Genomic DNA, 23179 nt, shown 5'->3' with positions numbered 1-23179 from the left:
CATTCAATAAGGATATGAATAAATGAATTACACCAACAATAAACGAATTTTGATGCACTCCGCTTTAGTGCTTGCCATGCTTGGTACTTTGGCAGGCTGTGGAAGTGATAATGATGAGGCAACGGTTCCCTCAACAAACAAACCACCGCAGCTGTCTCCTGCTGTTGGCGTAAAAATGACAGGAAGCTGTTCAGACTTACTCGGATTTCAATACAACAATACGGTCATTAGTTCCGCCACCCTTCAAGAAACAGGCACATTGACGGTCGCCAATAAACCGATTGGCGCACATTGTCTGGTCAAAGGTTATATGGATCAACGTGTAAGCCCTGTGGATGGACAAACTTATCAAATTGGTTTTGAAATGCGCTTACCAATAGACTGGAACGGCCGTTTTCTCTATCAAGGCAATGGTGGAACCGATGGTAATTTAGTACCTGCAACGGGTCAGGTCGGTAGCGGTGGTCCACTGACCAATGCCCTGCATAATGGTTTTGCTGTTATTTCTTCCGATGCAGGACATAATGCTTCACAAAATCCAATGTTTGGTTTAGACCCTCAAGCCAGAATTAACTACGGCTACGGTTCGATTACCAAACTCACGCCTATGGCAAAAAACCTAATTAAAGCCGCATATGGTAAATTGCCAGACCGCTCCTATGCAGGCGGTACATCGAACGGTGGGCGACACGCCATGATTGCCGCAACCCGTTTGGGCGACCAATATGACGGAATTCTAGCGAGTACACCAGGTTTTCATTTACCTCGTGCAGCAGCAGCTCAACTCTACACAGCGCAGCAGCTTCGTCGTGTCGCAACAGATGAAAATGACTTAAGTACCGCCCTGACCCTTTCAGAGCGTAAAGTTTTAGCAAAAGCGATTTTAGATCGATGCGATGCCTTAGACGGTGTTGCAGATGGCTTGGTTCAAGATGTCGAGGCTTGCCGTACAGCTTTTGATATTCACAAAGATGTACCCGTTTGCTCAAGCACAAGAGATGGTACTTGTTTAAGCACCGAACAAATTGATGTATTAGCCAACATTTACCGCGGTCCTGTAAATTCGGCTGGACAAGCGCTCTATGCAACTCAACCTTTCGACCCCGGTTTAGTCGGTAGTAACTGGGCAAGCTGGAAATTCGAATCTTCGGTGGGAACAGCACGTGACCCGGTTGCAGTCGGCATTCTTTTTCAGGTTCCACCAGACCCAACTGTGACTCAAAATTCTAGACAATTTGCCTTTAATTTTAACTTCGATACCGACTATCCAAAACTATCGGCAACCAATGATGTGTATACCGAAAGTTCGATGTCATTCATGATGCCGCCCGATGAATTGAATCTAGATAAACTCCGTAATCACGGTGGAAAAATGATTGTGGTACAAGGCACAGCAGACGGCGTTTTCTCTGTAGATGACACCCAAAATTGGTACGATCAACTGCTACAACACTATAAAAATGACGCAAAAGGTACAGCACCTGAATTCGCACGTTTCTTTAGAGTTCCGGGCATGAACCATACCCGTGATGGCATTGCGACTGACCAATTTGATGCATTGACTGCTTTAGTCAACTGGGTGGAATATGGGCAAGCACCTGACAAAATTATTGCAACCGCACGCGGCGCAGGTAACCCGAGTGGTCAAATCAATACTGAGCTTCCACAAGACTGGGCGCCAGACCGCACCCGTCCACTTTGTCCTTACCCACTGATTGCCCGTTACAATGGTCAAGGTAATAGCGAAAAAGCTGAAAACTTTAGCTGTAAATAGCACCCTAAAAATTAAAAGAGAGCTTAAATAAGCTCTCTTTTTTATCTTAGTCTTAGCTCAAGCTTTACTGCTTAAACTTTTTAATACTTTTAGACAAATGAGCTCGCATCATTTGTCGGGCCAATAAACCGTCCTGATCGACAATTGCGTTATAAATATTGACATGATCATGATGAACCGCTTTTAAATATTCTTCGCGGTTTTCTGGGCTTTGCTCAATAGATTTTAAGCGTGCACGCGGTATAATTTTTTCACCGAGATACTTTAGAAAATCAACGAAATATTGGTTTTCAGAAGCTTCAGCAATGGCAATATGGAAATCATAATCAGCTTTTACCGTGCCATCATTTGCATCTGATGAAATATGGCGTTCAAAGTCTTCAAGCGCAGCTTTCATTTTATCAATATGGATTTGCTTACGGCGCTCAGAGGCTAAAAAAACAGCTTCAGACTCAAGGCTAATTCGAAGCTCAAGTAAAGAAACAATATCGTTAATAGTTTCTAAACTGGCATTAGACAGCAAAAAATTCTGTTCAACAGTTTGCTCTTTTACAAAAGTACCAATCCCGTGACGAGTTTCGACAAACCCTAAAGAACGCAATTCAGTAATTGCTTCACGAATAACGGAACGGCTTACTTCAAAAGTTTCAATTAATTCAAGTTCGGTCGGAATTTTCTCTCCGACTTGGAAATCTCCAGACTGAATTTTTTCGATCAGTTGTTCTACAATAATCTGGCTTAGTTTTTTTGTTGATCTAGGTTTAATTGCACTAGACATAATCTGAAGAACTCATGAAATGTTGAAAAAATTAGAAAATTCATTTTACTATAAACTTAGACGATAGTCATATTCGGTTTTTATACCTCTAAGTTATTAAAATCAAAATATTTTATCTCCCTTATCAAGCTCTCACATATATTTAAAAAGTAAGCAACTTGTACTTCTGTTGATATTTAATAATGCGTTGAATAAGTTAAAAAATATGCAGCTCAATAGCGTTGATTGAGCTGCACAACTTTTAAAGTTGAGCCTGACTTAACTGCCCATTGACCAGACGAGTAATCTGTAGTGGATTATTATCTTTTAATGCATCGGGTAATAAAACTTGTGGTGTATTTTGGAAACATACCGGACGCAAGAAGCGCTCAATTGCTCCCGTACCTACCGAAGTTCCGCGTGCATCACTGGTTGCAGGGAAAGGGCCACCATGCACCATGGCATCAGACACTTCAACTCCTGTCGGGAAACCGTTAAACAATACACGGCCAGCTTTACCAGTTAGCAAATGAAGAAGTTCGCCTGCTTCGGACAACTCATTTTCATCACCAATAATCGTTGCCGTGAGCTGTCCACCTAAAGCTTCTATTCCTTTTAATAAAGTCGCTTCATCCTCTACGCCAATCACAATCGACATTGGCCCGAAAACTTCATGTTGTAGTTTTGGGTTGCCTGACAGTAAAACAGATTGGTCCGCTTTAAATAGATGTGCTTTTGCTTGAGAAACTAGCTCGGCCTCTTGACCTGTCGCAATAACTTCAAAACCAGCTTCGCTGTTTAGAGCATCAATACCTTGACGGTAACTTTTTAAAGTACCTTCATTCAACATAACCTGAGGCACAGCTTTTTGCGTGCTTTCAGCTAAAGCTGCTACGAAACTCTCAAATTCAGGACCTTGTACGCCTAAAATTAACCCTGGTTTTGTACAGAACTGACCACATCCCATATTGAATGAAGCAACCGTATCCTGAGCAATTTGTTCACCACGAGAACTCAGCGCTTCAGATAAAACCACTACTGGGTTCACACTCGACATTTCAGCAAAGAATGGAATTGGCTGAGGACGGCTCTGCGCAAGGTTATAAAGCGCCATTCCGCCTTCAAGAGAACCCGTAAAACCAGCTGCCTGAATCAGTGGATGTTCTACCAAGTTTGCGCCAATACGGCCACCAAAAATCATATTGAATGTGCCTTTAGGCATATCGCAAACTTCGATTGCTTTTTCAATGGCTTCTGCAACAAGCTCAGCAGTCGCCATATGGCCAGAATGTGCTTTAAAGACAACTGGACATCCTGCTGCTAAAGCAGCTACGGTATCACCGCCTGCAGTTGAAAATGCAAGTGGGAAATTACTCGCGCCAAACACAGCAACCGGTCCTACACCAACTTTATATTGACGCAAATCAACACGAGGCAAAGGCTTACGTTCTGGTAATGCCACATCAATACGGGCACCATAAAAATCGCCACGGCGTAAAAGTTCAGCAAATAGTCTTAGCTGACCAGTAACCCGACCTGTTTCACCTTGAAGACGAGCAAGTGGCAAACCTGTTTCAAGTGAAGCGACCTCCTGCAAGTTCGCCCCCAATGCTTCAATTTGGCGAGCAATTTCTTCAAGAAAAGATGCACGTTGTTCTTGAGTCGTTTGGCTATAAACTAAAAAAGCGTTATGCGCAGCTTGAGCAGCTTGATCCACTTCTTCAAGTGTTGCCTGACTAAATACATAACCTGTTGGCTGATAGTCTTTTGCACCTATACTTTCTAAAGCTGGTGCATTTGCAGCAACGCGTTGGCCATTAATAAACTGCCGACCGTTATTTTTACTCATTTTAAAGCTCCACTACCTAAACAGTTAAATTATTGCGGACCGAGTGTCGCAATAAGCGCGGCCAAATCTTCATAGTCTGCTTGAGTTAAATCACTTAATGGTGGACGCACAGGACCAGCATCGTGGCCAACAATTTTGGCACCTGCTTTAATCATGCTTACCGCATAACCTGATTTACGGTCGCGAATTTTTATCAATGGCAAGAAGAAATCTTTAATCAAACGATTGGTTGTTTCAAAGTCATCACTGCGAAGTGCGTCATAAAACTCCATAGCAGTCTTTGGAATAAAGTTAAACACAGCTGACGAGTAAACTGGGCAACCTAAAGCTTTATAAGGCGCTGCAAAAACTTCTGCTGTTGGTAAACCACCTAAATACGACAACCGATCACCCATAGTCTGAGTCACGGCCGTCATCATATCGATTTGACCGGAGCTGTCTTTAAAACCGATTAAGTTCGGGCACATCTCAGTTAACTTTTGGATTGAATCGAGATTTAATCTTGAAACGCTACGGTTATAAAAAATTACGCCAAAGTCTACTGAGTTACATACTTGCTTAACGTGTTCAATTAAACCTTCTTGGCTTGCTTCAGTTAGGTAATGCGGCATTAACAAAATACCGTGTGCCCCTAAACGTTCCGCTTCTTGTGCTTGAGCAATCGCCTGACGTGTCGGGCCACCTGCCCCGGCAATAATCGGTACACTACCTTTACAAGTATCGACCGCTGTTTTAATTACTTCAGAATATTCATTGCCAGTTAACGAAAAAAACTCGCCTGTACCACCCGCAGCAAATAATGCACTTGCACCATAAGGTGCTAACCATTCAAGACGTTTTGCATAAGAAGATTTATTAAAGTCCCCATTTTGGTCAAAGTCAGTAACCGGAAAAGAAAGAAGGCCATCAGAAACAATGTTTTTTAACTCAAGAGCATCCATTAGAAAATATCCATACATGTTTATGTTGTCAGACATCTTACATCATAAATTTTATTTTAATCAATATCTTTTTTCTTTTTAAAATTAATTTTTTTATAGCAATAAAAAAGCTGCCCCAAAGGACAGCTATCAATTCAATATTTAAATACAAATCGAGTCAGATTAACGAACCAAACATGGCTTTTTATTATTAAAAGTCCAATTAGGAATTAGAAATTGCATCGCATCCGCATCATTACGAGCTCCTAAACCTTTTAATTTATAAAGTTCATGGGCTTGGTTAATTCGGTCCCAGTCCAGCTCAACACCAAGTCCCGGTGCTGTTGGTACCTGAATTTTACCGTCTTTAATTTCAAGCGGTGCTTTAGTCAGTTGATCTGTACCTTCTTGCCAAATCCAGTGCGTATCAATTGCCGTTACCTTACCTACTGCAGCCGCTGCAACATGAGTAAACATGGCAAGGGAAATATCAAAGTGATTATTTGAATGCGATCCCCACGTTAAGTTATACATTTTACATAACTGAGAAACACGCACCGAACCTTCCAACGTCCAGAAATGCGGGTCAGCTAAAGGAATATCAACAGCTTGCAATTGAATACTATGCGACATTTCCCGCCAGTCAGTAGCAACCATATTCGTGGCGGTCGGTAACCCCGTTGCTCGCTTAAACTCAGCCATAATTTCACGGCTTGAATAACCTTGTTCTGCACCGCACGGGTCTTCTGCATAGGCCAACACGCCTTTAAGATGTTTACCCAAAGCAATTGCTTCATCTAAAAACCATGCTCCGTTTGGGTCAAGCGTCACACGTGCTTCTGGAAAACGGCGCGCGATAGCTGTAACAGCTTCGGCTTCTTGTTCGCCCTGTAATACACCACCTTTTAATTTAAAGTCTTTAAAACCATAACGGTCATAAGAAGCTTCTGCTAAACGCTGCACAGCCTCAGGTGTTAACGCTTTTTCATGACGGACTTTATACCAATCATGGTTATGTTGAGGTGTAGTCGCATAGTCTAATGAAGTCTGTTTGCGGTCACCAATAAAGAATAAATACCCTAATACTTCAACTTCACTGCGTTGTTGCCCTTCACCAAGTAAACTTGCAACATTTACATTTAAATGCTTACCAAGTAAATCAAGCAATGCTGACTCATAGGCTGTTACAACGTGAATGGTTGTACGTAAATCAAAGGTTTGATTACCTCGGCCACTACTGTCACGATCAGCAAAAGTTTGCTGAATTTTTTTAAGTAGATTTTTATATTCGCCAATTGGTTGCCCTTCTACCAAGGCTTTAGCATCATTTAATGTCGCTAAAATTTTCTCTCCGCCTGGAATTTCACCTACACCAATATTTCCAGAGTTATCTTCGATAATGAGTATGTTACGAGTGAAATAAGGTCCATGAGCACCACTCAAATTGAGCAGCATGCTGTCATGTCCAGCAACAGGAATTGCTCGAATTGATTTAACGATAGGTGTAGAGGTCGCCATTAAAATACTCCTTGGCATTCTGATACTATTTTTTCATTACCAAAACTTATAAGACATCAGACAACTTGTCAATATAAATCCATGTGAAAATTATTTTTCGAGCCTACTTGTCAAAATAATATTTTTAATCATATGATGTCATACATCTAAAGGCGCGGTTTTAGAACTAGGACTATAGAGTAGATACAAAATTCCGTTTTCTCATCTATTCTATCGATGAATTTGACATGACGTCACCTATTTCACGGATATGCAAATAGGTCGATTATTAAAAGAGTTTGTATATGGATAATCTGCAAACAAATATTGCTGTAGTGACTCAGCAAAGAGCCAAACATACAAAAACTCGCTACTACATTCTTGCGATGATTTTTTTGGTCACGGCTTTTAATTACGGTGATCGTGCAACCCTTTCAATGGCTGCAACGCCAATGTCTCATGAGCTGGGAATCGATTCAGTCACCATGGGTTATATTTTCTCGGCCTTTGCATGGGCCTATGTGATTGGTCAAATTCCAGGTGGTTGGCTACTCGATAAGTTTGGTGCTCGCCGTGTATATTTCTGGAGTCTGTTTTTGTGGTCTTTGTTCACTGTTTTAATCGGTTTTACCGACATTTTAGGTGATACTGCGACCATTATTACTTCACTCTTTATACTCAGATTTTTAGTCGGTTTGTCTGAGTCACCTGCTTTTCCGGGTAACAGTAAAATTGCTGCTGCATGGTTTCCAACCAAAGAACGTGGTACTGCAGCTGCCATTTTCAACTCATCCTCTTACTTCTCGACCGTACTTTTCGCTCCCCTCATGGGCTGGCTTGTTGCAACCGTCCATTGGCAGTCTATTTTCTGGGTCATGGGTGGTTTAGGAATCATTCTTTCCTTTATCTGGCTCAAGGTCATTTATAGCCCGACGAATCATCCAACAGTAAATCCTGAAGAGGTCAAATACATTGCTTCAGAAGGTGCTTTACTGGATATGGGCGAAAACAGCCAAAACGCTAAAAAAGAGAAAATTACTTGGAGTAAAGTTAAACAACTTCTTGCTTCACGTATGATGCTCGGTATTTTTATTGGCCAATATTGTGTAAATACACTGACCTATTTTTTCTTGACTTGGTTCCCTGTTTACCTTGTCAAAGAAAGACATCTCAGCATTTTAGAAGCGGGTTTTGCGGCGGTTGCACCAGCACTCTGTGGCTTTGTAGGCGGAATTTTAGGTGGCTTAATTTCAGATAAGTTAATTCGAATGAATTACAGCTTAAGCTTTTCAAGAAAGCTACCTATCGTAGTCGGCTTCTTGGTTTCAACCTCAATCATTATGTGTAATTACGTCGATTCTCAAGCAGCAATCGTATTCTTTATGTCCTTATCATTCTTCGGTAAAGGAATCGGCTCTTTAGGCTGGGCAGTGATGTCTGACGTTGCACCAAAAGAAATGGTTGGTTTATCAGGTGGAATGATGAATGCATTTGGTAATACGGCAGGAATCGTGACCCCAATTGTGATCGGCTATATCTTGGCAAGTACAGGCTCTTTCAACCTTGCATTAACTTATGTTGGTGTACATGCCATCGCAGCTGTCATTTGCTATACGGTTATTGTCGGCAAAATTCAGCGCTTCGAATTAAAACCTACCTCTTAGAACTTTAAGTCATAACGCTTAACTAACTTAAGCGTTATGACCTCTCTTCAAATGTATACAAGGAACGATCATGCTGAAGCCTCTCCTCATAAAAATTAGTCCTCTTGATAATGTAGCCATTGTAGTGAATGACGGCGGTTTACCACCTTCTACACCTATTGAGGAATACCAACTTATTTTGGTTGATCATGTGCCACAGGGACATAAAGTTTTATTAGAGTCATTAAAGCAAGGTGAAGCAATTGTTCGTTATGGGGAGATTATTGGCTATGCCAATAAAGATTTACCCGCGGGTTCATGGGTAAATGAAGCCGTTACCCAAATGCCTGAGGCACCTGAGCTAGATGATCTTGAGTTAGCAACTCGTCCTGATCCAAACCTTCCAGCCTTGAGCGGATATACATTTAAAGGTTATAAAAATAAGGATGGTAGCGTCGGCACAAAGAATATTTTAGGTATTACGACCAGTGTTAACTGTGTAGAGGGTATTGTCGATTATGTCGTTAAAATTATTGAGCGCGATTTACTTCCTAAATATCCAAATGTAGATGGAGTAGTTGGATTAAACCATTTATATGGTTGTGGTGTAGCAATTGATGCACCCGCTGCAATTGTTCCTATTCGTACCATACATAACCTTGCACTCAACCCTAATTTTGGTGGAGAAATTATGGTTATAAGTCTGGGCTGCGAAAAAATGCAACCCGAACGACTTTTAAATATTCCCAAAGAAAACAAATATATTCCCCTAGCAAACGAAGATATTATTCAGTTGCAAGATGAACGCCACAACGGTTTTGAAAGTATGGTGAACCATATTTTAACCGTGGCAGAACAACACCTTGAAAAGCTTAATCAACGTACTCGAGAAAAAGTTCCAGCTTCTAATTTAGTTGTAGGCATGCAATGTGGTGGGAGTGATGCATTTTCGGGAGTCACCTCTAACCCTGCCGTTGGTTTCGCAGCTGACCTAATTGTGCAATGTGGCGGCACCGTCATGTTTTCGGAAGTTACAGAAGTCCGCGATGGCATTCACCTACTTACTCCACGCGCAGTAAATGAACAAGTTGCCAAAGATCTAATTCGAGAAATGAAATGGTACGATGACTACTTAGCAGCAGGCCAAGTAGACCGAAGTGCCAATACCACACCGGGTAATAAAAAAGGTGGACTAAATAACATTGTAGAAAAAGCGATGGGATCGATCGCCAAATCGGGCCGCTCACCGATTGTAGAAGTTCTCGCACCGGGTCAAAGACCGACTAAAAAAGGATTAATTTTTGCAGCAACGCCATCAAGTGACTTTATCTGTGGTACGCAGCAAATGGCATCTGGAATTACGGTCCAAGTCTTTACCACAGGCCGCGGTACACCTTATGGGCTGGCAGCTGTGCCGGTTATTAAAATGGCAAGCCGAAACAATATTGCAAACCGTTGGTATGACCTGATTGATATCAGTGCCGGCGATATAGCTATTGGGAAGAAAACCATTGAAGACGTGGGCTGGGAACTTTTTGAACTGATTTTACAAGTGGCTAGTGGTGAGCAGCAAACGTGGTCGGACCGTTGGGGTATTCATAACTCACTCGCTGTATTTAACCCAGCACCCGTGACCTAATAAGGTTTATAAGATGAGGTTATATCACCTCATCTTTCTTATTTCCCATATTAATTACGACACATTTCACTAAAACATAACAGCGCTGCTAAAATAACATCGAAAACCAAAAACTCATTTCTCTATGCAAAATCAGACTGCTTCAAATCTCCCCTCAACTCAACTTGGAAAAGCACTGCTTTGTCTTATGACATCAGCATTATTATTTTCCATTATGGGAGTGTGCATTCGTTTTGCTTCAGAAACGGTAGACAATGCGACCGTCGTATTTTTTAGAAATGCTGTAGGTTTATTTATTTTTATTCCGATGCTCTTTAAACAGGGGCTAGATTTTATTAAAACCGATAAACTCTGGATGCATACGTGGCGAAGTATTGTCGGCCTAGCCGCCATGTATGGTTTTTTCTATGCCATTGCGAACTTAAAACTATCGAACGCCATGGTTTTTAGTTATTCATCTCCTATCTTTATTCCACTGATTGCATGGCTTTTCTTAAAAGAAAAAATTACCAAATCGATTATTTTTGCCGCTGTGATTGGGCTCATTGGGGTTTTATTTGTCGCTAAACCCGATCAAGGTCTATTTAACGCACTATCATTTATTGGCTTGGGTGCATGCTTTTTATCAGCAATGGCCTTTGTCACCGTAAGGGCTTTAACCAGTACAGAGCCGCCTGAACGTATCGTTTTTTACTTCTGTGTTTTTGGTAGTTTAATTTCCTCTATTCCAATGTTCTGGCATTGGCGTATTTTCACTTGGCATGAACTAGCACTCCTCATTGCCGCAGGACTTTTAGCTAATATTAGTCAACTGTTTATGTCTTATGCCTACAGCTTAGCACCGGCAGGACAAATTGGCCCAATGAATTACATTGCTATTATTTTTGCAGGAATTTGGGGATTTGTTTTTTGGCATGAATTACCGGATCTATTCAGCATTATCGGCATATTTATTATTTTATTTGCGATTTTGCTCTGTAATCCATTTTTGCAGAAAAAGTTACTTTCTCGATTTAAGTAGCAGACAACGCTGATTCTAATTTAGGTACTGTATTCGATACTCATTTGGTGAAATGCCTGTCCAATGACGGTAGGCTTTTCTAAAATTAGAGGTGTCTGAAAAGCCGATTCTCTCAGCAATTTCATCTACGGTTAAAGTTGTTCCTCGCAAATATTCATCCGCAAGACGACGCCGAGTTTCATCTAATAACTCTTGATAAGTCAGACTAAAACCTGCCAAGCGCCGATGTAAAGTCCGTTTTGAAATATGTAAGCGTTCAGCCATTTCTTGAGCCGATGGAAAAAGCCCCGTTCCATCCAATAATATTAAACGAATCGTTTTCACCAGCTCAGGCTCTTCAAGTTCAGCAGCACCCAACATCCGCTCACAAAACGACTTACACATGTCCGCAGTAATCGGGTTGGCATTTGGGCAAGGCACATCGAGCCATTTTAAATCAAAGTGCCATTGCATCACCCCAGCATTAAACTGAACAGGACAATGAAAAACTTTTTCATATTCTTCTGCATAGTCAGGCGCTGGATAGGGCAACAAAAGCTTCTTCGCTTGGAACGGCCCTTCAAGCACCCGTTCAATCAAGGTTTGCATTGAGCTAAACCCAAACTCGCACACTAAAGGCAGAAGCTTACCAAGAGCAATAATATCCTGCCCTTCAAAAACGGCAACATCATCTCGAATATAAAAAGACTTCTTTAAAATAGGCCCTGCAAGCTTAATGTGTCGAATGCCAAGCTCGACTGCTTGTCTAAAATTACGTGAGGAATATAACGCATAGCCATATACCCCAAAATCAGACAACCGCTGCTTTTGCCCTGCGCGTAGTCCGATCAAGGGATCATGAGATAGCTTTTGAATATTTTGAAATAGCTGAATTTTTTGGACTTGGGAAATATATAAAGAGGATTGATTCATCGCATCTGGTGAAATATTTGTGCCAGATAGAACATTTGATATTGAATGGTCTTGCGAACCCATTTCATCAAATAAACTGGTCAAACCTAGCAAATATGTATTGGCACCTAAGGATGTATTATCATAATTTCCTTCGATAACCGCATTTGTATTTTTATAAACATTATTAGGCATTTAATTCACACCATCCCTAGAGTGACATGCATAATGGCACTAAACTACCTCTTGTTGTCTCAATTTAACATCGACCATACAACGCTTCAAGCATAAAGTATGATAAGCAAAAGTATGGAAGGAATAATAATGGAACAGTCTACCTTAAAAGAATATAGCGGCTCTGCCACTGAACATATGGAACTTATTTTTTCCAAACAACGTGCCAATTTTGAGGCAGATCCTTACCCAAGCCTTGAAGCACGCCGCACCAAACTGCATCAACTCAAAAAACAAATTATCCGTTATCAAGATGCTTTAGCTGCTGCGATTAATTCCGATTTTAGTTCTAGATCATTTGATGAATCTAAACTACTAGATTTGCTTGGCTCTGTGTTGGAAGCCGATCATGCCATTCATTATTTACGCCGCTGGATGCGTCCAAGTAAACGGCGTACCGAGCTTTTATTTTTATCAAACCGTTTAAGTGTGCAATACCAACCGAAAGGTGTGGTTGGTGTGATTGTGCCTTGGAATTTCCCGGTTTATTTAGCACTTGGCCCCCTCATTGCCGCCTTAGCTGCAGGCAACCGAGTCATGATTAAGCTGCCTGAAATTACACCGAATACTAATGCCATGCTTCGACGCATGCTTGCCGAAGTTTTTAATGAAGATGAAGTGGCCGTGTTTGGTGAAGAAATTACAGACCCAGCAAGATTTACCTCTTTGCCATTTAACCATATTGTATTTACAGGTTCTCCTACCATTGGCAAAGTCGTCATGCGAGCTGCTGCTGAAAATCTAACACCTGTTACACTTGAGTTAGGTGGCAAATCACCGGCCATTGTGAGCCGTAATTATCCACTTGCCGATGCAGCAAAACGTATTACCCATGGCAAAGCAACTAATAGTGGTCAAATCTGTGTAGCGCCTGACTATGCGTTGGTTCCAAAAGAAAGTATTGATGAGTTTGTGGATGCAGCGAAATCAAGCTTTATAAAAATGTTTGGTCAAAACATCACAAACAATGAGAATTACACATCGATTGTAAATGACCGTCATTTAAAACGTATTCAAGATATTTTGACCGATGCACAAGAAAAAGGTGCACGTATTGTTCCTTGTGACACTTACAGCTTTGACCAACAAGGTCGCAGGATGCCTGTACAGATTGTGCTGAATTGCACGCCAGATATGCGCATTATGAAAGAAGAACTCTTTGGCCCTATTTTACCTGTGGTGGCTTATGATTCTTTAGATGATGCGATTACCTATGTGAAATCGGACGAACGACCTTTAGCGCTTTATTTCTTTACGCATAGTTCCGTAGAACGTGATCGTATTTTACGTGAAACTCATTCGGGCGGTGTGACCATCAACGATTGGGGTTGGCATGTAGTTAACCATGATGCTCCTTTTGGTGGTATCGGCAACTCGGGCATGGGGTCATATCATGGTGAAGAAGGTTTCCGTGAACTTTCACATGCTAAAACGGTTTTTATTCGCCATCGGTTCTTCCCAACTCAGCTTTTCCACCCTCCTTATGGAACATTTTTACAAAAGTTAGCGCTTCGCTTTTTCTTGAAAAAAGGCGATCCGAATATTAAATAAAGAATATAAAAAAAGCCTCGTAATGAGGCTTTTTTATTGGGTTTTAAATAATAAGATTTCTAATAAAATCACTAAAATTTATTTAAATATAATCAACCTTCTGTGCTTTTAAGATATCAAGCTGCAACATCTTTTTCTTTTTATATTTATAGGCAATAAATAAACCAATAAACCAGATTGGTGAGCACTCCAGTGCAATTAAAGTATCATGGTCCAAAGCCAAAATTACGATAGTAAACACTAAAAACAACATGGTCATCCAAGCCATAAATAACCCACCCGGCATTTTATATTTTGACTGGATGTGTAGTTCAGGGCTTTTCTTACGATAATAAATATATGAAAGCACAATCAACATAAACGTAAAAATACATAAAATTGAAGTAAGCGCTGAGATAATTGTAAATGCTGTCATGACATTGGGAACAATAAATAAAATAGATGTTCCAATCGTTACACACGCCATTGAAAATACGAGTCCGCGAATTGGAACTTTTCTTTTTGACAGCTTACTAAAGCTTTTAGGCGCATCATTATCTAATGCTAGACCGTATAACATACGACTGGTTGCAAAGATTCCACTGTTTGCTGAAGATAAAGCCGAAGTCGCAACAACAAAGTTGATTAAACCCGCCGCAATTGGTAAACCCACCAATGTAAACATTTCTACAAATGGACTTTTTTCTGGTGAAACTTTTGCCCAAGATGTGACCGCAATAATACAAACCAATGCGCCTACGTAGAATAATAAAATTCGTAAAGGAATAGAGTTAATCGCTTTTGGAAGTGATTTATGCGGGTCTTTGGTTTCAGCAGCAGTTGTACCCACCAGTTCAATACCCACAAACGCAAATATGGCAATTTGGAAGCCTGCTAAGAAACCTGTTACACCATAAGGAAACATAGATTGTGTTTCAAACAAATGGCTCATTGAGGCCTTAACCCCATTTGGAGAAGTAAACCCGGTCCCAATTAAATAAATACCAGCCAGAATAAATAGAATAATTGCAGTAATTTTGATAAGTGAAAACCAAAACTCAAGTTCACCGAACAATCGAACGGCCACAAAGTTGAGTATGGTTAAGATCGCCAATGAAGTAAATGCAGGAATCCAAACGGGTAACTCAGGATACCAAAACTGCATGTACCCTCCGATTACAATCACATCGGCAATTGCAGTAATAATCCAGTTACACCAGTAGGACCAACCAAGGAAAAACCCCGCCCACGGACCAAGATAAGCTGTTGCAAAATCGGCGAAGGTTTTAAAATTCGTGTTGGCAAGCAACAATTCACCCATTGCCCGCATCACGAAGAAAAAGAAGAAACCAATAATTAAATAGGTTAAAACAATTGAAGTACCCGAAACACTTAATGTTTTCCCGGAACCCATAAATAATCCAGTACCAATTGCACCACCGATTGCGATCATCTGAATATGACGATTTGTCAGTGAGCGCTGCAATTTCTCTTCTTCTTGCTCAGTCATATGTTGACTACCAAGAAGATCTCCTTCCAGGAACTGCTTTCCGTTATTCTTACTCATGTAATATTTACTCCAATTTATAGCAACCGTCGTAAATGCTTTAATAATAAATAAATTATATGATTATTAATTTAGTCCATTAAACCATTCTAAAGATATTATTAAATCACTTAAGACCTTATAAATTCCTTTTAAAAAGCTATCACCTATAACAATAAAAATTATTCATCATTCCTTTCCTTCGTTATTATATTAGCCCGCTCTTCTCAATATATTTTCAATAAATATTTAAAATATATAAGTTAATTAAATATTTTATTGATTTACCTTTTATATAGAAAAACAGGCTAATTAATTCCAGCTCAGCGAGCAAGATTGTATTTATCCATATACCCATCTTGCGCTAGCGATAATATATTATTCCTTCTTAAATTTGGTGAAATGTGTAGTAATTTCCGCTTAATTAACAGCCATTCGAAAATGTTCAGTCGCTTTGAGTTTATTGACCACTTCTGGATTCGAAATTTGTTTAACTTGAACACTTAGCACCCGAACTAAAGAGCCATTTTCAACATTCAATTGGTTTGCCTGCTCTTTTGTTAACTGCAATATATTTTGGTGCGGTTTGCTATACACAAGAATGGCGCGATAATTTTCATAGTCATCATTGGCTACAATGTAAGCTTCATCACCTACAGCGATATTTTCAGGTTGTTCAATTTGTACCGCTACAGTCTGACTTTCTTTAATTGCCCGTAAATTTTCGATATCTGCTTGTAGCGTCGCACCGCCATCAAAAATATCGACATAGCCTTTGTAGCGTAGTCCCTCTTCAAGCAAGAGGTTGTAGGCTGGTCGAGTATTTGGGTGAACAATGCCAATCGCAGCTTTCGCATCATCAGGCAACATATCGACATAGAGTGGATGTCTCGGCATCAGCTCAGCAATAAAAGCCTTTTGCCCAACTCCACTTAAATAATCGGCCTTGGTAAATTCAATATTAAAAAACTTATGACCTACCGCATTCCAAAATGGTGACTGTCCATTTGCATCAGAGTATCCACGCATTTCAGCAACAATCGTTTCTTCAAAATATTGACGGAATGCTGAGAGAAATAAGAAACGGACTTTAGATAAAAATTTGCCATTTTTATTTAAGCGATAGTCAGGATCTAAAAATAAAGTACAAAGCTCACTACAGTTGGTATGGTCATTACTCAAATATAAAGTAGGTAAAGCGTTATAAACACTTAAGGGTTCAGATGCATGAACTTGGGTTCCTACATGAAAGTTATACCAAGGTTCTTTTAAACCAAGTGCAACTTCAATTCCGCAAACACCGACAACTTTGTTGAGTTCAGTATCTTCTAAAACAAATAAGTAAACTTGATCTGCTTTTGGAAGTTCACCTGCTACGGTTTTACAGGCCCGTTCAATACGTGCAGCCAACTTTTCCATATTTGGCTGCAAAGATGTCAAACCAAAACCTGCTTTTTGCGCCAACAGGTAAAGGTCATTAACATCTTTAGGTTCAATGTAACGAATAATCATCATGCTGCTTGTTCATCCTTTTGCATTTCTACAAAGCGAGCAAGCGCACGTTCAAAGCGTTTTAGACCTTCATCAATATCAGCAAATGGAATAATCAAAGACGGTGTAAAACGTACAACGTTTGGACTAGCAATTAAACTCAATAAACCTTCTTCACCCGCAAGATTATTAATATCTTTTGCTTTACCAGCGAATTCATCTTTTAATGCACAACCAATCAATAAGCCTTCACCGCGAATCGTTTTAAAGACTTCATATTTTTCATTTAATTGATTTAAAGCGTTTTTATAGTAGTCATGACGCTCTTTAACGCCATTCAGCACTTCAGGTGTATTAATAAACTCAAATACTGCTCCTGCAACCGCACTCGCTAACGGGTTACCACCATAAGTCGTACCATGTGTACCGACTGAAAAATGCGGAGCAAACTTATCGGTTGTTAGCATTGCTCCTACTGGGAAACCACCACCTAGTGCTTTTGCAGTCGTTAACACATCTGGAATAACACCAGAGTTCATGTAAGCATACAGTGCACCTGTACGGCCAACACCGGTTTGTACTTCATCAAAAATAAGTAAGGCACCAAACTCATCACACAGTGCACGTAAACCCTTTAAAAATTCGATGTCAGCAGGAATAACGCCGCCTTCACCTTGGATCGGCTCAACAATCACGGCACAAGTTTGCTCATTAATGACTGCTTTGGCAGCTTCTAAATCATTAAAGGCAACGTGATTAATGCCATTTGGAAGTGGTGCAAAGTCTTGTGAATATTTAGGTTGACCACCCGCTGAAACGGTAAATAAGGTACGGCCGTGGAAAGCATTGTTAAATGCAACGATATCGCTTTTACCAGCTACACCACTGTCTAGCCCAACTTTACGAGCTAGCTTGAGTGCAGCTTCGTTCGCTTCTGCACCTGAGTTACAGAAGAATACTTTATCTGCAAATGTATTTTCGGTGAGTTGTTTTGCAAGGCGTAGAACGGGTTCATTTGTATAACCGTTGCCTACATGCCAAAGTTTTGTTGCTTGTTCTGTTAAAGCATTCACTGCCACTGGATGTGCATGACCTAATGCGTTTACTGCAATCCCGCCTGCAAAATCGATATATTCTTTATTTTCTTGATCCCAAATACGTGAACCTTCGCCACGTACCGGAATGAAATTTGCCGGTGCAAAAACTGGAACCATCCACTCATTAAAGTCATCACGAGAAACTGCAAAATTATTCATTTTATCTAGTCCATTAAATTGAATTATTAGGCTTAACTGATGACCCTATTATTCAAAATCAAATTGATTCACAAAATTTGTAATTCAGTCAAAAATGAATTATTTTTTACCAATTTGATAATTGACAATTACAATATGGATAACATTGATCAAATTATTTTAGGTTTACTTAAAGATAACGCACGGATGTCTGTTACTGAATTAGCCGAAAAAGTTCACGTTTCAAGAGCAACTATTAAGAAGAGAATGGAGTATCTTGAGTCTTCGGGCATTATTACCGGATATACGGTTCGTTTTAAACCGAATGCTGAACGCAACGTCATCCGTGCATGGATGAGCATTATGGTCGAAGGCACTAAAGCACAGTCTGTGATTAAAGAATTACGCCTAGAAAGTGCCGTGGAATGTTTGCATAAAACCAATGGCAAATGGGACATTTTGGTTGAGCTACGCTCTGACACCTTAGAAAACTTCGATAAAGTTTTAGAAAGAATCAGGAATATTTCAGGTATTTATAACAGTGAAACTAGCATTCTGCTTGCGAGTCATAAAACCTAATCATTCACTTTAATTTCAAATCATAAGATCAAAAAATTGATGAGCTAAGTATGAATCTTGGCTCCTCAAGCTGCTCTCGATTAGCAAATTATTCAATTGTCTTTCATCAAATCTACTGAACTAGTACGACAATCAACCTCTCCTAAAAATCTTCAATAAATTTTTAATATTTTTTAAACAATCAAATCAAAAACTTAAAATCCAATTTGATTTAAATTCCAACTTTTTTCACTTACTCCCTTCATCAAAGCATTTGACAGAAAATTTAAAACATAATACATATAGTATTATATGTTATATGTTAAAACCTAAGGACAAGGTATAAAAAATGGCTAAAACTCAACTACAACACTTTATTAACGGCGAATATATTGCTAGCAAAGGAAATGATTATTTCGACTTGGTAAGCCCAGTGACCGGTGAAGTTTATGCGCAATCACCGAATGCAACCGAGGCAGAAGTTGATGCAGCTTATGCTGCTGCAAAAGAAGCATTTAAAATTTGGGGACGCAGTACACCTTCGACTCGTCAAAAAGCATTACTCAACTTGGCAGATGCTATTGAAGCAAATGCGGAGCGTTTAATTGAGGCTCAAAGTCGTAATACGGGTCAGTTAAAACACTTAATTGCATCGGAAGAAGTGGGTGCATCAGCAGATCAGGTTCGTTTCTTTGCAGGTGCTGCTCGCCTACTCAATGGCACTGCTTCAGGTGAATATTTAGAAGGTTTAACCTCTTCAATTCGCCGCGAACCAGTTGGTGTGGTTGGTCAAGTTACACCTTGGAACTATCCACTCATGATGGCTGTTTGGAAAATTGCTCCAGCTTTAGCCGCAGGCAACACAGTAGTGCTTAAACCAAGTGATACTACGCCTGAAAGTACGCTTTTACTGGCAGAAATTGCTGCACCATTTTTCCCTAAAGGTGCATTTAACGTGGTGTTAGGCCAAGCTCAGGTCGGTTCAAAAGTTGTATCACATAAAACCCCTGCACTTGTTTCGATTACAGGTTCAGTTCGCGCCGGATTACAAGTTGCTGCTTCTGCTGCGGCAAATTTAGCAAAAGCTCATCTTGAGCTTGGTGGTAAAGCACCTGTAGTGGTTTTTGAAGATGCCGACCTCGATAAAGCAGTTGAAATGATTGCATTAACGGGCTATTTCAACGCAGGCCAAGACTGTACTGCGGCAACACGTGTAATTGTGTCTGAAGCAGTTCATGATGAGTTTTTAGCTAAACTTGTTGAAGCTGCAAAAAATACCCGTTTTGGTGATCCAGATGATCAAGACGCACTTTATGGCCCACTTAACAATGCCAACCAATTGAAAAATGTTAAAGCCTTTATCGACAACTTACCTGCTCACGCTAAAGTTGAAACGGGCGGGAAACAGGCAGACCGTCCAGGCTTCTATTTTGAACCGACGGTTATTAGTGGCTTAAAACAACACGACGAAGCAATTCAAAATGAAATTTTTGGACCAGTGATTACCGTTCAAAAATTTACAGATGAAAATGATGCGATTGAAAAAGCCAACGATGTTGAATATGGCTTAGCTTCAAGTGTTTGGACCAAAGACCATGCCCGCGCAACTCGTCTGTCTCGTGAACTCGATTTCGGTACAGTTTGGATTAACACCCATATTCCTTTAACCGCAGAAATGCCACACGGCGGCTTCAAAAAGTCAGGTTATGGTAAAGATTTATCTGGCTACGGTTTTGAAGAATATACCCGCGTTAAACATGTAATGAGTTCAAATGAATAATAACAATGAGTTTTGAAAGGAAATCAAAATGAATAAACAAGAAATGAAAGACTTGGTGACTAAAGCCCATCACGAACTCTTTAATTTGCACGACACCACTGCTCTGGACCGTTATTTTTCTGAAGACTTTATAGAGCACTCACCACTCGTTGCAAATGGCATTTCAGGCCTTCGCCAATTGGTAGAAGACTGTCCTGACATGCAACATGAAGCTGTACGTGTATTGGCAGATGGTGACTTGGTTGCAATTCATGGCCGCTTTCAAGGATTAGATGAAAACCCGTTAGTTGGTTTTGATATTTACCGAGTGAAAGACGGCAAAATTGTGGAACATTGGGATGGACTGGTAGCAGAAGCAGCTCCGAATGTGAGTGGTAGAACACAATTAGATGGTCCAACAGAAATCGTCACTCATCATGATCCAGAGAAAAATCGTGAGATTGTGACCTCGTTCTTTAAGAAGTCATTAATTGATGGCAACTACGAAGCATTTAAAGAATACACTCACAACGATCAGTTCATTCAACATAGCCCAGATATTGGCGATGGTGTTAAGGCAGTGATTGATTTTTTGAACAATATCCGTAATGAAGGACAAGGTTTGGTATACTCCAAAACTCACCGCTCCATTGCTGATGGTCAATTTGTCTTGACACATTCCGAAGGAAGTATTGCTGGAAATCGACATGCCTATTTTGAATTATGGCGTGTAGATAATGGCAAAATTGTTGAACTTTGGGATGCAATACCAGCTGTGCCTGAAGATGAACAGGCAGTCCATCAATATGGCGTGTTTTAACCATTTATCCGTTTCATTAAGCTAAGTCTCGGACTTAGCTTTTAGAGAATTCGCCATGTCAGCATATACGATAATTTTTGCACCTATCGCTCAGGCAACTCGATCGGAACAAGTTGTAGAACGCTTGGAAAATGCAATTATCTCTGGATTGCTCAAAAGCAATGAACAGCTTCCTAACGAAGCGGATTTAGCTCGCTTAATGGGAGTGTCACCCATTACAGTTCGTGAAGCTTTAAATACTTTACGCGTAAAAGGTTTGATTGATACACGACGTGGGCGAAACGGCGGAAGCTTTGTTTGCGAGTTACCTTCCGATTTACTCTTAAACAAGCACCCTCTGCGTCAAGCTTCCAATGAATATCTAGCTGATTTAGGCGAGTTTCATAGTGCAATTTTAAGTCATGCTGCATATTTGGCAGCACAAAGAACCACTGAATATGAGCTGGGCAAAATCAAAGAACTTATCGATCAATTTGAACAGGCCGTTGAAGCAGACACTCGTGCCCAACTTGATTTACGTTGCTTGCTCACACTCACCTCTTTTGCTCAATCAGCTCGCTTGGCAAATCAAGAGTTAACTATACAAGCCGAATGGGCGCCGCTCATCGCAGTGCTTTATCAAGATGATCAATTTCATCAACTGGTCGTCGCTCAACACCACCAACTTTTATCATCTTTTGTTCAAGGCAATGAAGATGATGCTGTTATTCAAGCGCGAAAAATCATTTCGATGCTAACAGACCAAATGCTTCGATATAAGTTATCTATCGAATAAAAATAATAAAACAGAGCGCTTATCAAATATCGAGTGAGAAATACGGAATTTTAGGAGTTATAGGAATGACCCAACATTTAGATATAGAAGAGCTTCAAAATTTGTTAAAGACGGTGGTTGAAGAAACGACAGCCATTACAGAAAAGCTGGCAACTAAAGCGAGCAAAATTCTTTCAAAACATGAACCTGAAAAAACAAAAGACGTTAAGCTTTCAGGTTCAGAACGCACAGCTTTGCAAAAGGAAATTAAAAAGGCATTACAGGAAAGCCATTACAGTCAAGGTATTGGTTTTGCAAGTTATAGTCCTGCAACGCAAGAAGAACAGGATTATTGGACACTCGAATGGTGGTATAAAAAAGAAGATCAGTTACAGCAAGCCAAACTTGAAAACTATCAAAATGCTCAGCGATTTTTAGATTTTCGCTCTTTCGAATGGTTCCATAAGCCTGCTCAAAACAAAAGTCCGTGCATCCATGGACCCTATGTCGACTATATTTGCAATGGCGCATACACCATCACCCTTGCCCATCCGGTCATGATTCGTGATCAATTTATCGGTGTAATTGCTACCGATATTTTAGTTTCCGCACTCGAAAAACTTCTTATGCCGAAGCTCAAGAATATTAAGCAAAAAGCAATTGTGATTAACGACTCTTCTCGAGTGATTACTTCAAATGACATCACCATCAGAACAGGCACATTATTTAAAGACCAAAGCCATGAGCAGGTTCTCTCACGACCGTGTCAATCTTTTCAACTGGTCGTGATCTAGAGTGAAGCCGAAAATATAAATATCTGATCTTGCTTTAGGGCATCACTAAAGCGAAACAGCCCCTAGCTTTTGTTCAAAGTTTCTCCAAACAGACTTGTTTATTCAGGTCTAGGGGAAGTTTTGGCTCAAAAATAGCATCGCTTTTCCGGATGAAAAGCAAAACAACGAATTTGAGGTTGAAATGACATGGAAAATAAAACGTCTTCCTTAAAAAAACTGTCTCTTTGGCAAGTCACGATTATTGGTATTGCCTACATGACCCCTATGACGGTATTTGATACCTTCGGTATTGTTTCTGGAATTACCAATGGACACGTACCACTGGCATATTTGCTCGCACTTGGTGCCATGCTACTCACCGCTTGGAGCTATGCAAGATTTAGTCAAAATTCAGAAAAATCAGGTTCAGCATATAGCTATACTGCTGAAAGTTTAGGGCCTAAAAGGGGACTGTTCTAAATTTTGTG

The 23179-nt window shown here is 40.2% G+C and carries 18 protein-coding genes and 1 pseudogene; 11 read left to right on the top strand and 8 right to left on the bottom strand.

Going from position 1 to position 23179, the window contains the following annotated elements; all coding sequences use genetic code 11:
* Positions 1–22 precede the first annotated feature (22 nt).
* Positions 23–1774 (top strand): tannase/feruloyl esterase family alpha/beta hydrolase, encoded by a 1752-nt coding sequence (locus RFW85_RS06450; RefSeq protein ID WP_170249386.1) that lies wholly within the window; start codon positions 23–25, stop codon positions 1772–1774.
* A 64-nt stretch (positions 1775–1838) separates the two neighbouring features.
* Here the strand turns inward: RFW85_RS06450 and RFW85_RS06445 are convergent, their stop codons facing one another.
* From RFW85_RS06445 to gudD, 4 genes are all read right to left on the bottom strand, one after another.
* Positions 1839–2552 (bottom strand): FadR/GntR family transcriptional regulator, encoded by a 714-nt coding sequence (locus RFW85_RS06445; protein ID WP_005042034.1) that lies wholly within the window; start codon positions 2550–2552, stop codon positions 1839–1841.
* 241 nt (positions 2553–2793) lie between these two features.
* Positions 2794–4380 (bottom strand): aldehyde dehydrogenase (NADP(+)), encoded by a 1587-nt coding sequence (locus RFW85_RS06440; RefSeq protein WP_170249388.1) that lies wholly within the window; start codon positions 4378–4380, stop codon positions 2794–2796.
* 29 nt (positions 4381–4409) lie between these two features.
* Positions 4410–5321, bottom strand: a complete 912-nt coding sequence (gene kdgD / locus RFW85_RS06435) for a 5-dehydro-4-deoxyglucarate dehydratase (RefSeq protein WP_170249390.1) — start codon at positions 5319–5321, stop codon at positions 4410–4412.
* A gap of 162 nt (positions 5322–5483) precedes the next feature.
* Positions 5484–6818: a glucarate dehydratase gene (gene gudD / locus RFW85_RS06430; RefSeq protein WP_170249392.1), complete on the bottom strand. Its 1335-nt coding sequence runs from the start codon at positions 6816–6818 to the stop codon at positions 5484–5486.
* Between the two features lie 284 nt (positions 6819–7102).
* Here gudD and RFW85_RS06425 point away from each other — a divergent pair, with 284 nt between their 5' ends.
* From RFW85_RS06425 to RFW85_RS06415, 3 genes are all read left to right on the top strand, one after another.
* Positions 7103–8461: an MFS transporter gene (locus tag RFW85_RS06425; protein WP_047480210.1), complete on the top strand. Its 1359-nt coding sequence runs from the start codon at positions 7103–7105 to the stop codon at positions 8459–8461.
* A gap of 70 nt (positions 8462–8531) precedes the next feature.
* On the top strand, positions 8532–10079 hold the full coding sequence (garD, locus tag RFW85_RS06420) for a galactarate dehydratase (protein WP_170249394.1): 1548 nt from the start codon (positions 8532–8534) through the stop codon (positions 10077–10079).
* A gap of 124 nt (positions 10080–10203) precedes the next feature.
* Positions 10204–11100 carry a DMT family transporter gene (locus RFW85_RS06415; RefSeq protein ID WP_170249396.1) on the top strand — a complete coding sequence of 299 codons (897 nt, stop codon included), beginning with the start codon at positions 10204–10206 and terminating at the stop codon, positions 11098–11100.
* Positions 11101–11115: 15 nt separating this feature from the next.
* Here the strand turns inward: RFW85_RS06415 and RFW85_RS06410 are convergent, their stop codons facing one another.
* Positions 11116–12186, bottom strand: coding sequence for an AraC family transcriptional regulator (locus tag RFW85_RS06410; protein ID WP_309171259.1), 1071 nt, complete (start codon positions 12184–12186; stop codon positions 11116–11118).
* A 129-nt stretch (positions 12187–12315) separates the two neighbouring features.
* Between RFW85_RS06410 and RFW85_RS06405 the strand changes: the two genes are divergently transcribed.
* Positions 12316–13776, top strand: coding sequence for a coniferyl aldehyde dehydrogenase (locus RFW85_RS06405; protein WP_309171258.1), 1461 nt, complete (start codon positions 12316–12318; stop codon positions 13774–13776).
* Positions 13777–13858: 82 nt separating this feature from the next.
* On the opposite strand, the gene RFW85_RS06400 is transcribed toward RFW85_RS06405, so the two are convergent.
* The 3 genes from RFW85_RS06400 to RFW85_RS06390 all read right to left on the bottom strand — a co-directional run bounded on the left by RFW85_RS06400 (position 13859) and on the right by RFW85_RS06390 (position 18048).
* Complete coding sequence (locus RFW85_RS06400; protein ID WP_309171257.1) at positions 13859–15322, bottom strand: amino acid permease; 1464 nt, start codon at positions 15320–15322, stop codon at positions 13859–13861.
* 399 nt (positions 15323–15721) lie between these two features.
* On the bottom strand, positions 15722–16816 hold the full coding sequence (astA, locus tag RFW85_RS06395; RefSeq protein ID WP_170249404.1) for an arginine N-succinyltransferase: 1095 nt from the start codon (positions 16814–16816) through the stop codon (positions 15722–15724).
* Positions 16813–18048 (bottom strand): aspartate aminotransferase family protein, encoded by a 1236-nt coding sequence (locus tag RFW85_RS06390; RefSeq protein ID WP_309171256.1) that lies wholly within the window; start codon positions 18046–18048, stop codon positions 16813–16815. Before RFW85_RS06390 ends, astA begins: the two co-directional genes overlap by 4 nt.
* 135 nt (positions 18049–18183) lie before the next feature.
* On the opposite strand from RFW85_RS06390, the gene RFW85_RS06385 reads away from it, so the two are divergent.
* From RFW85_RS06385 to RFW85_RS06360, 6 genes and pseudogenes are all read left to right on the top strand, one after another.
* A complete protein-coding gene (locus RFW85_RS06385; protein ID WP_002001056.1) occupies positions 18184–18606 on the top strand; it encodes an Lrp/AsnC family transcriptional regulator in 423 nt (140 codons plus the stop codon).
* A gap of 328 nt (positions 18607–18934) precedes the next feature.
* Positions 18935–20365 (top strand): gamma-aminobutyraldehyde dehydrogenase, encoded by a 1431-nt coding sequence (locus tag RFW85_RS06380; protein WP_170249408.1) that lies wholly within the window; start codon positions 18935–18937, stop codon positions 20363–20365.
* A 28-nt stretch (positions 20366–20393) separates the two neighbouring features.
* Positions 20394–21164, top strand: coding sequence for a nuclear transport factor 2 family protein (locus tag RFW85_RS06375; RefSeq protein WP_032037932.1), 771 nt, complete (start codon positions 20394–20396; stop codon positions 21162–21164).
* A 55-nt stretch (positions 21165–21219) separates the two neighbouring features.
* Positions 21220–21939, top strand: a complete 720-nt coding sequence (locus tag RFW85_RS06370) for a FadR/GntR family transcriptional regulator (RefSeq protein WP_046813644.1) — start codon at positions 21220–21222, stop codon at positions 21937–21939.
* Positions 21940–22004: 65 nt separating this feature from the next.
* Entirely contained in the window at positions 22005–22712 is a 708-nt protein-coding gene (locus RFW85_RS06365; protein ID WP_130118685.1) for a cache domain-containing protein, read from the top strand.
* Positions 22713–22898: 186 nt separating this feature from the next.
* Positions 22899–23168 (top strand): annotated as a pseudogene (locus tag RFW85_RS06360) (putrescine/spermidine ABC transporter); the annotation flags it as partial.
* Between the last annotated feature and the right edge of the window lie 11 nt (positions 23169–23179).

Source organism: Acinetobacter sp. 12966, from assembly GCF_031196995.1.
GTDB lineage: Bacteria > Pseudomonadota > Gammaproteobacteria > Pseudomonadales > Moraxellaceae > Acinetobacter > Acinetobacter geminorum.
This window is presented reverse-complemented; position numbering and strand designations above follow the sequence as displayed.

Bases quoted from the DNA above. Each gene is read 5' to 3' on its own strand.
- RFW85_RS06450 (WP_170249386.1), top strand. From the start codon at position 23: ATGAATTACACCAACAATAAACGAATTTTGATGCACTCCGCTTTAGTG.
- RFW85_RS06445 (WP_005042034.1), bottom strand. From the start codon at position 2,552: ATGTCTAGTGCAATTAAACCTAGATCAACAAAAAAACTAAGCCAGATT.
- RFW85_RS06440 (WP_170249388.1), bottom strand. From the start codon at position 4,380: ATGAGTAAAAATAACGGTCGGCAGTTTATTAATGGCCAACGCGTTGCT.
- kdgD (WP_170249390.1), bottom strand. From the start codon at position 5,321: ATGGATGCTCTTGAGTTAAAAAACATTGTTTCTGATGGCCTTCTTTCT.
- gudD (WP_170249392.1), bottom strand. From the start codon at position 6,818: ATGGCGACCTCTACACCTATCGTTAAATCAATTCGAGCAATTCCTGTT.
- RFW85_RS06425 (WP_047480210.1), top strand. From the start codon at position 7,103: ATGGATAATCTGCAAACAAATATTGCTGTAGTGACTCAGCAAAGAGCC.
- garD (WP_170249394.1), top strand. From the start codon at position 8,532: ATGCTGAAGCCTCTCCTCATAAAAATTAGTCCTCTTGATAATGTAGCC.
- RFW85_RS06415 (WP_170249396.1), top strand. From the start codon at position 10,204: ATGCAAAATCAGACTGCTTCAAATCTCCCCTCAACTCAACTTGGAAAA.
- RFW85_RS06410 (WP_309171259.1), bottom strand. From the start codon at position 12,186: ATGCCTAATAATGTTTATAAAAATACAAATGCGGTTATCGAAGGAAAT.
- RFW85_RS06405 (WP_309171258.1), top strand. From the start codon at position 12,316: ATGGAACAGTCTACCTTAAAAGAATATAGCGGCTCTGCCACTGAACAT.
- RFW85_RS06400 (WP_309171257.1), bottom strand. From the start codon at position 15,322: ATGAGTAAGAATAACGGAAAGCAGTTCCTGGAAGGAGATCTTCTTGGT.
- astA (WP_170249404.1), bottom strand. From the start codon at position 16,816: ATGATGATTATTCGTTACATTGAACCTAAAGATGTTAATGACCTTTAC.
- RFW85_RS06390 (WP_309171256.1), bottom strand. From the start codon at position 18,048: ATGAATAATTTTGCAGTTTCTCGTGATGACTTTAATGAGTGGATGGTT.
- RFW85_RS06385 (WP_002001056.1), top strand. From the start codon at position 18,184: ATGGATAACATTGATCAAATTATTTTAGGTTTACTTAAAGATAACGCA.
- RFW85_RS06380 (WP_170249408.1), top strand. From the start codon at position 18,935: ATGGCTAAAACTCAACTACAACACTTTATTAACGGCGAATATATTGCT.
- RFW85_RS06375 (WP_032037932.1), top strand. From the start codon at position 20,394: ATGAATAAACAAGAAATGAAAGACTTGGTGACTAAAGCCCATCACGAA.
- RFW85_RS06370 (WP_046813644.1), top strand. From the start codon at position 21,220: ATGTCAGCATATACGATAATTTTTGCACCTATCGCTCAGGCAACTCGA.
- RFW85_RS06365 (WP_130118685.1), top strand. From the start codon at position 22,005: ATGACCCAACATTTAGATATAGAAGAGCTTCAAAATTTGTTAAAGACG.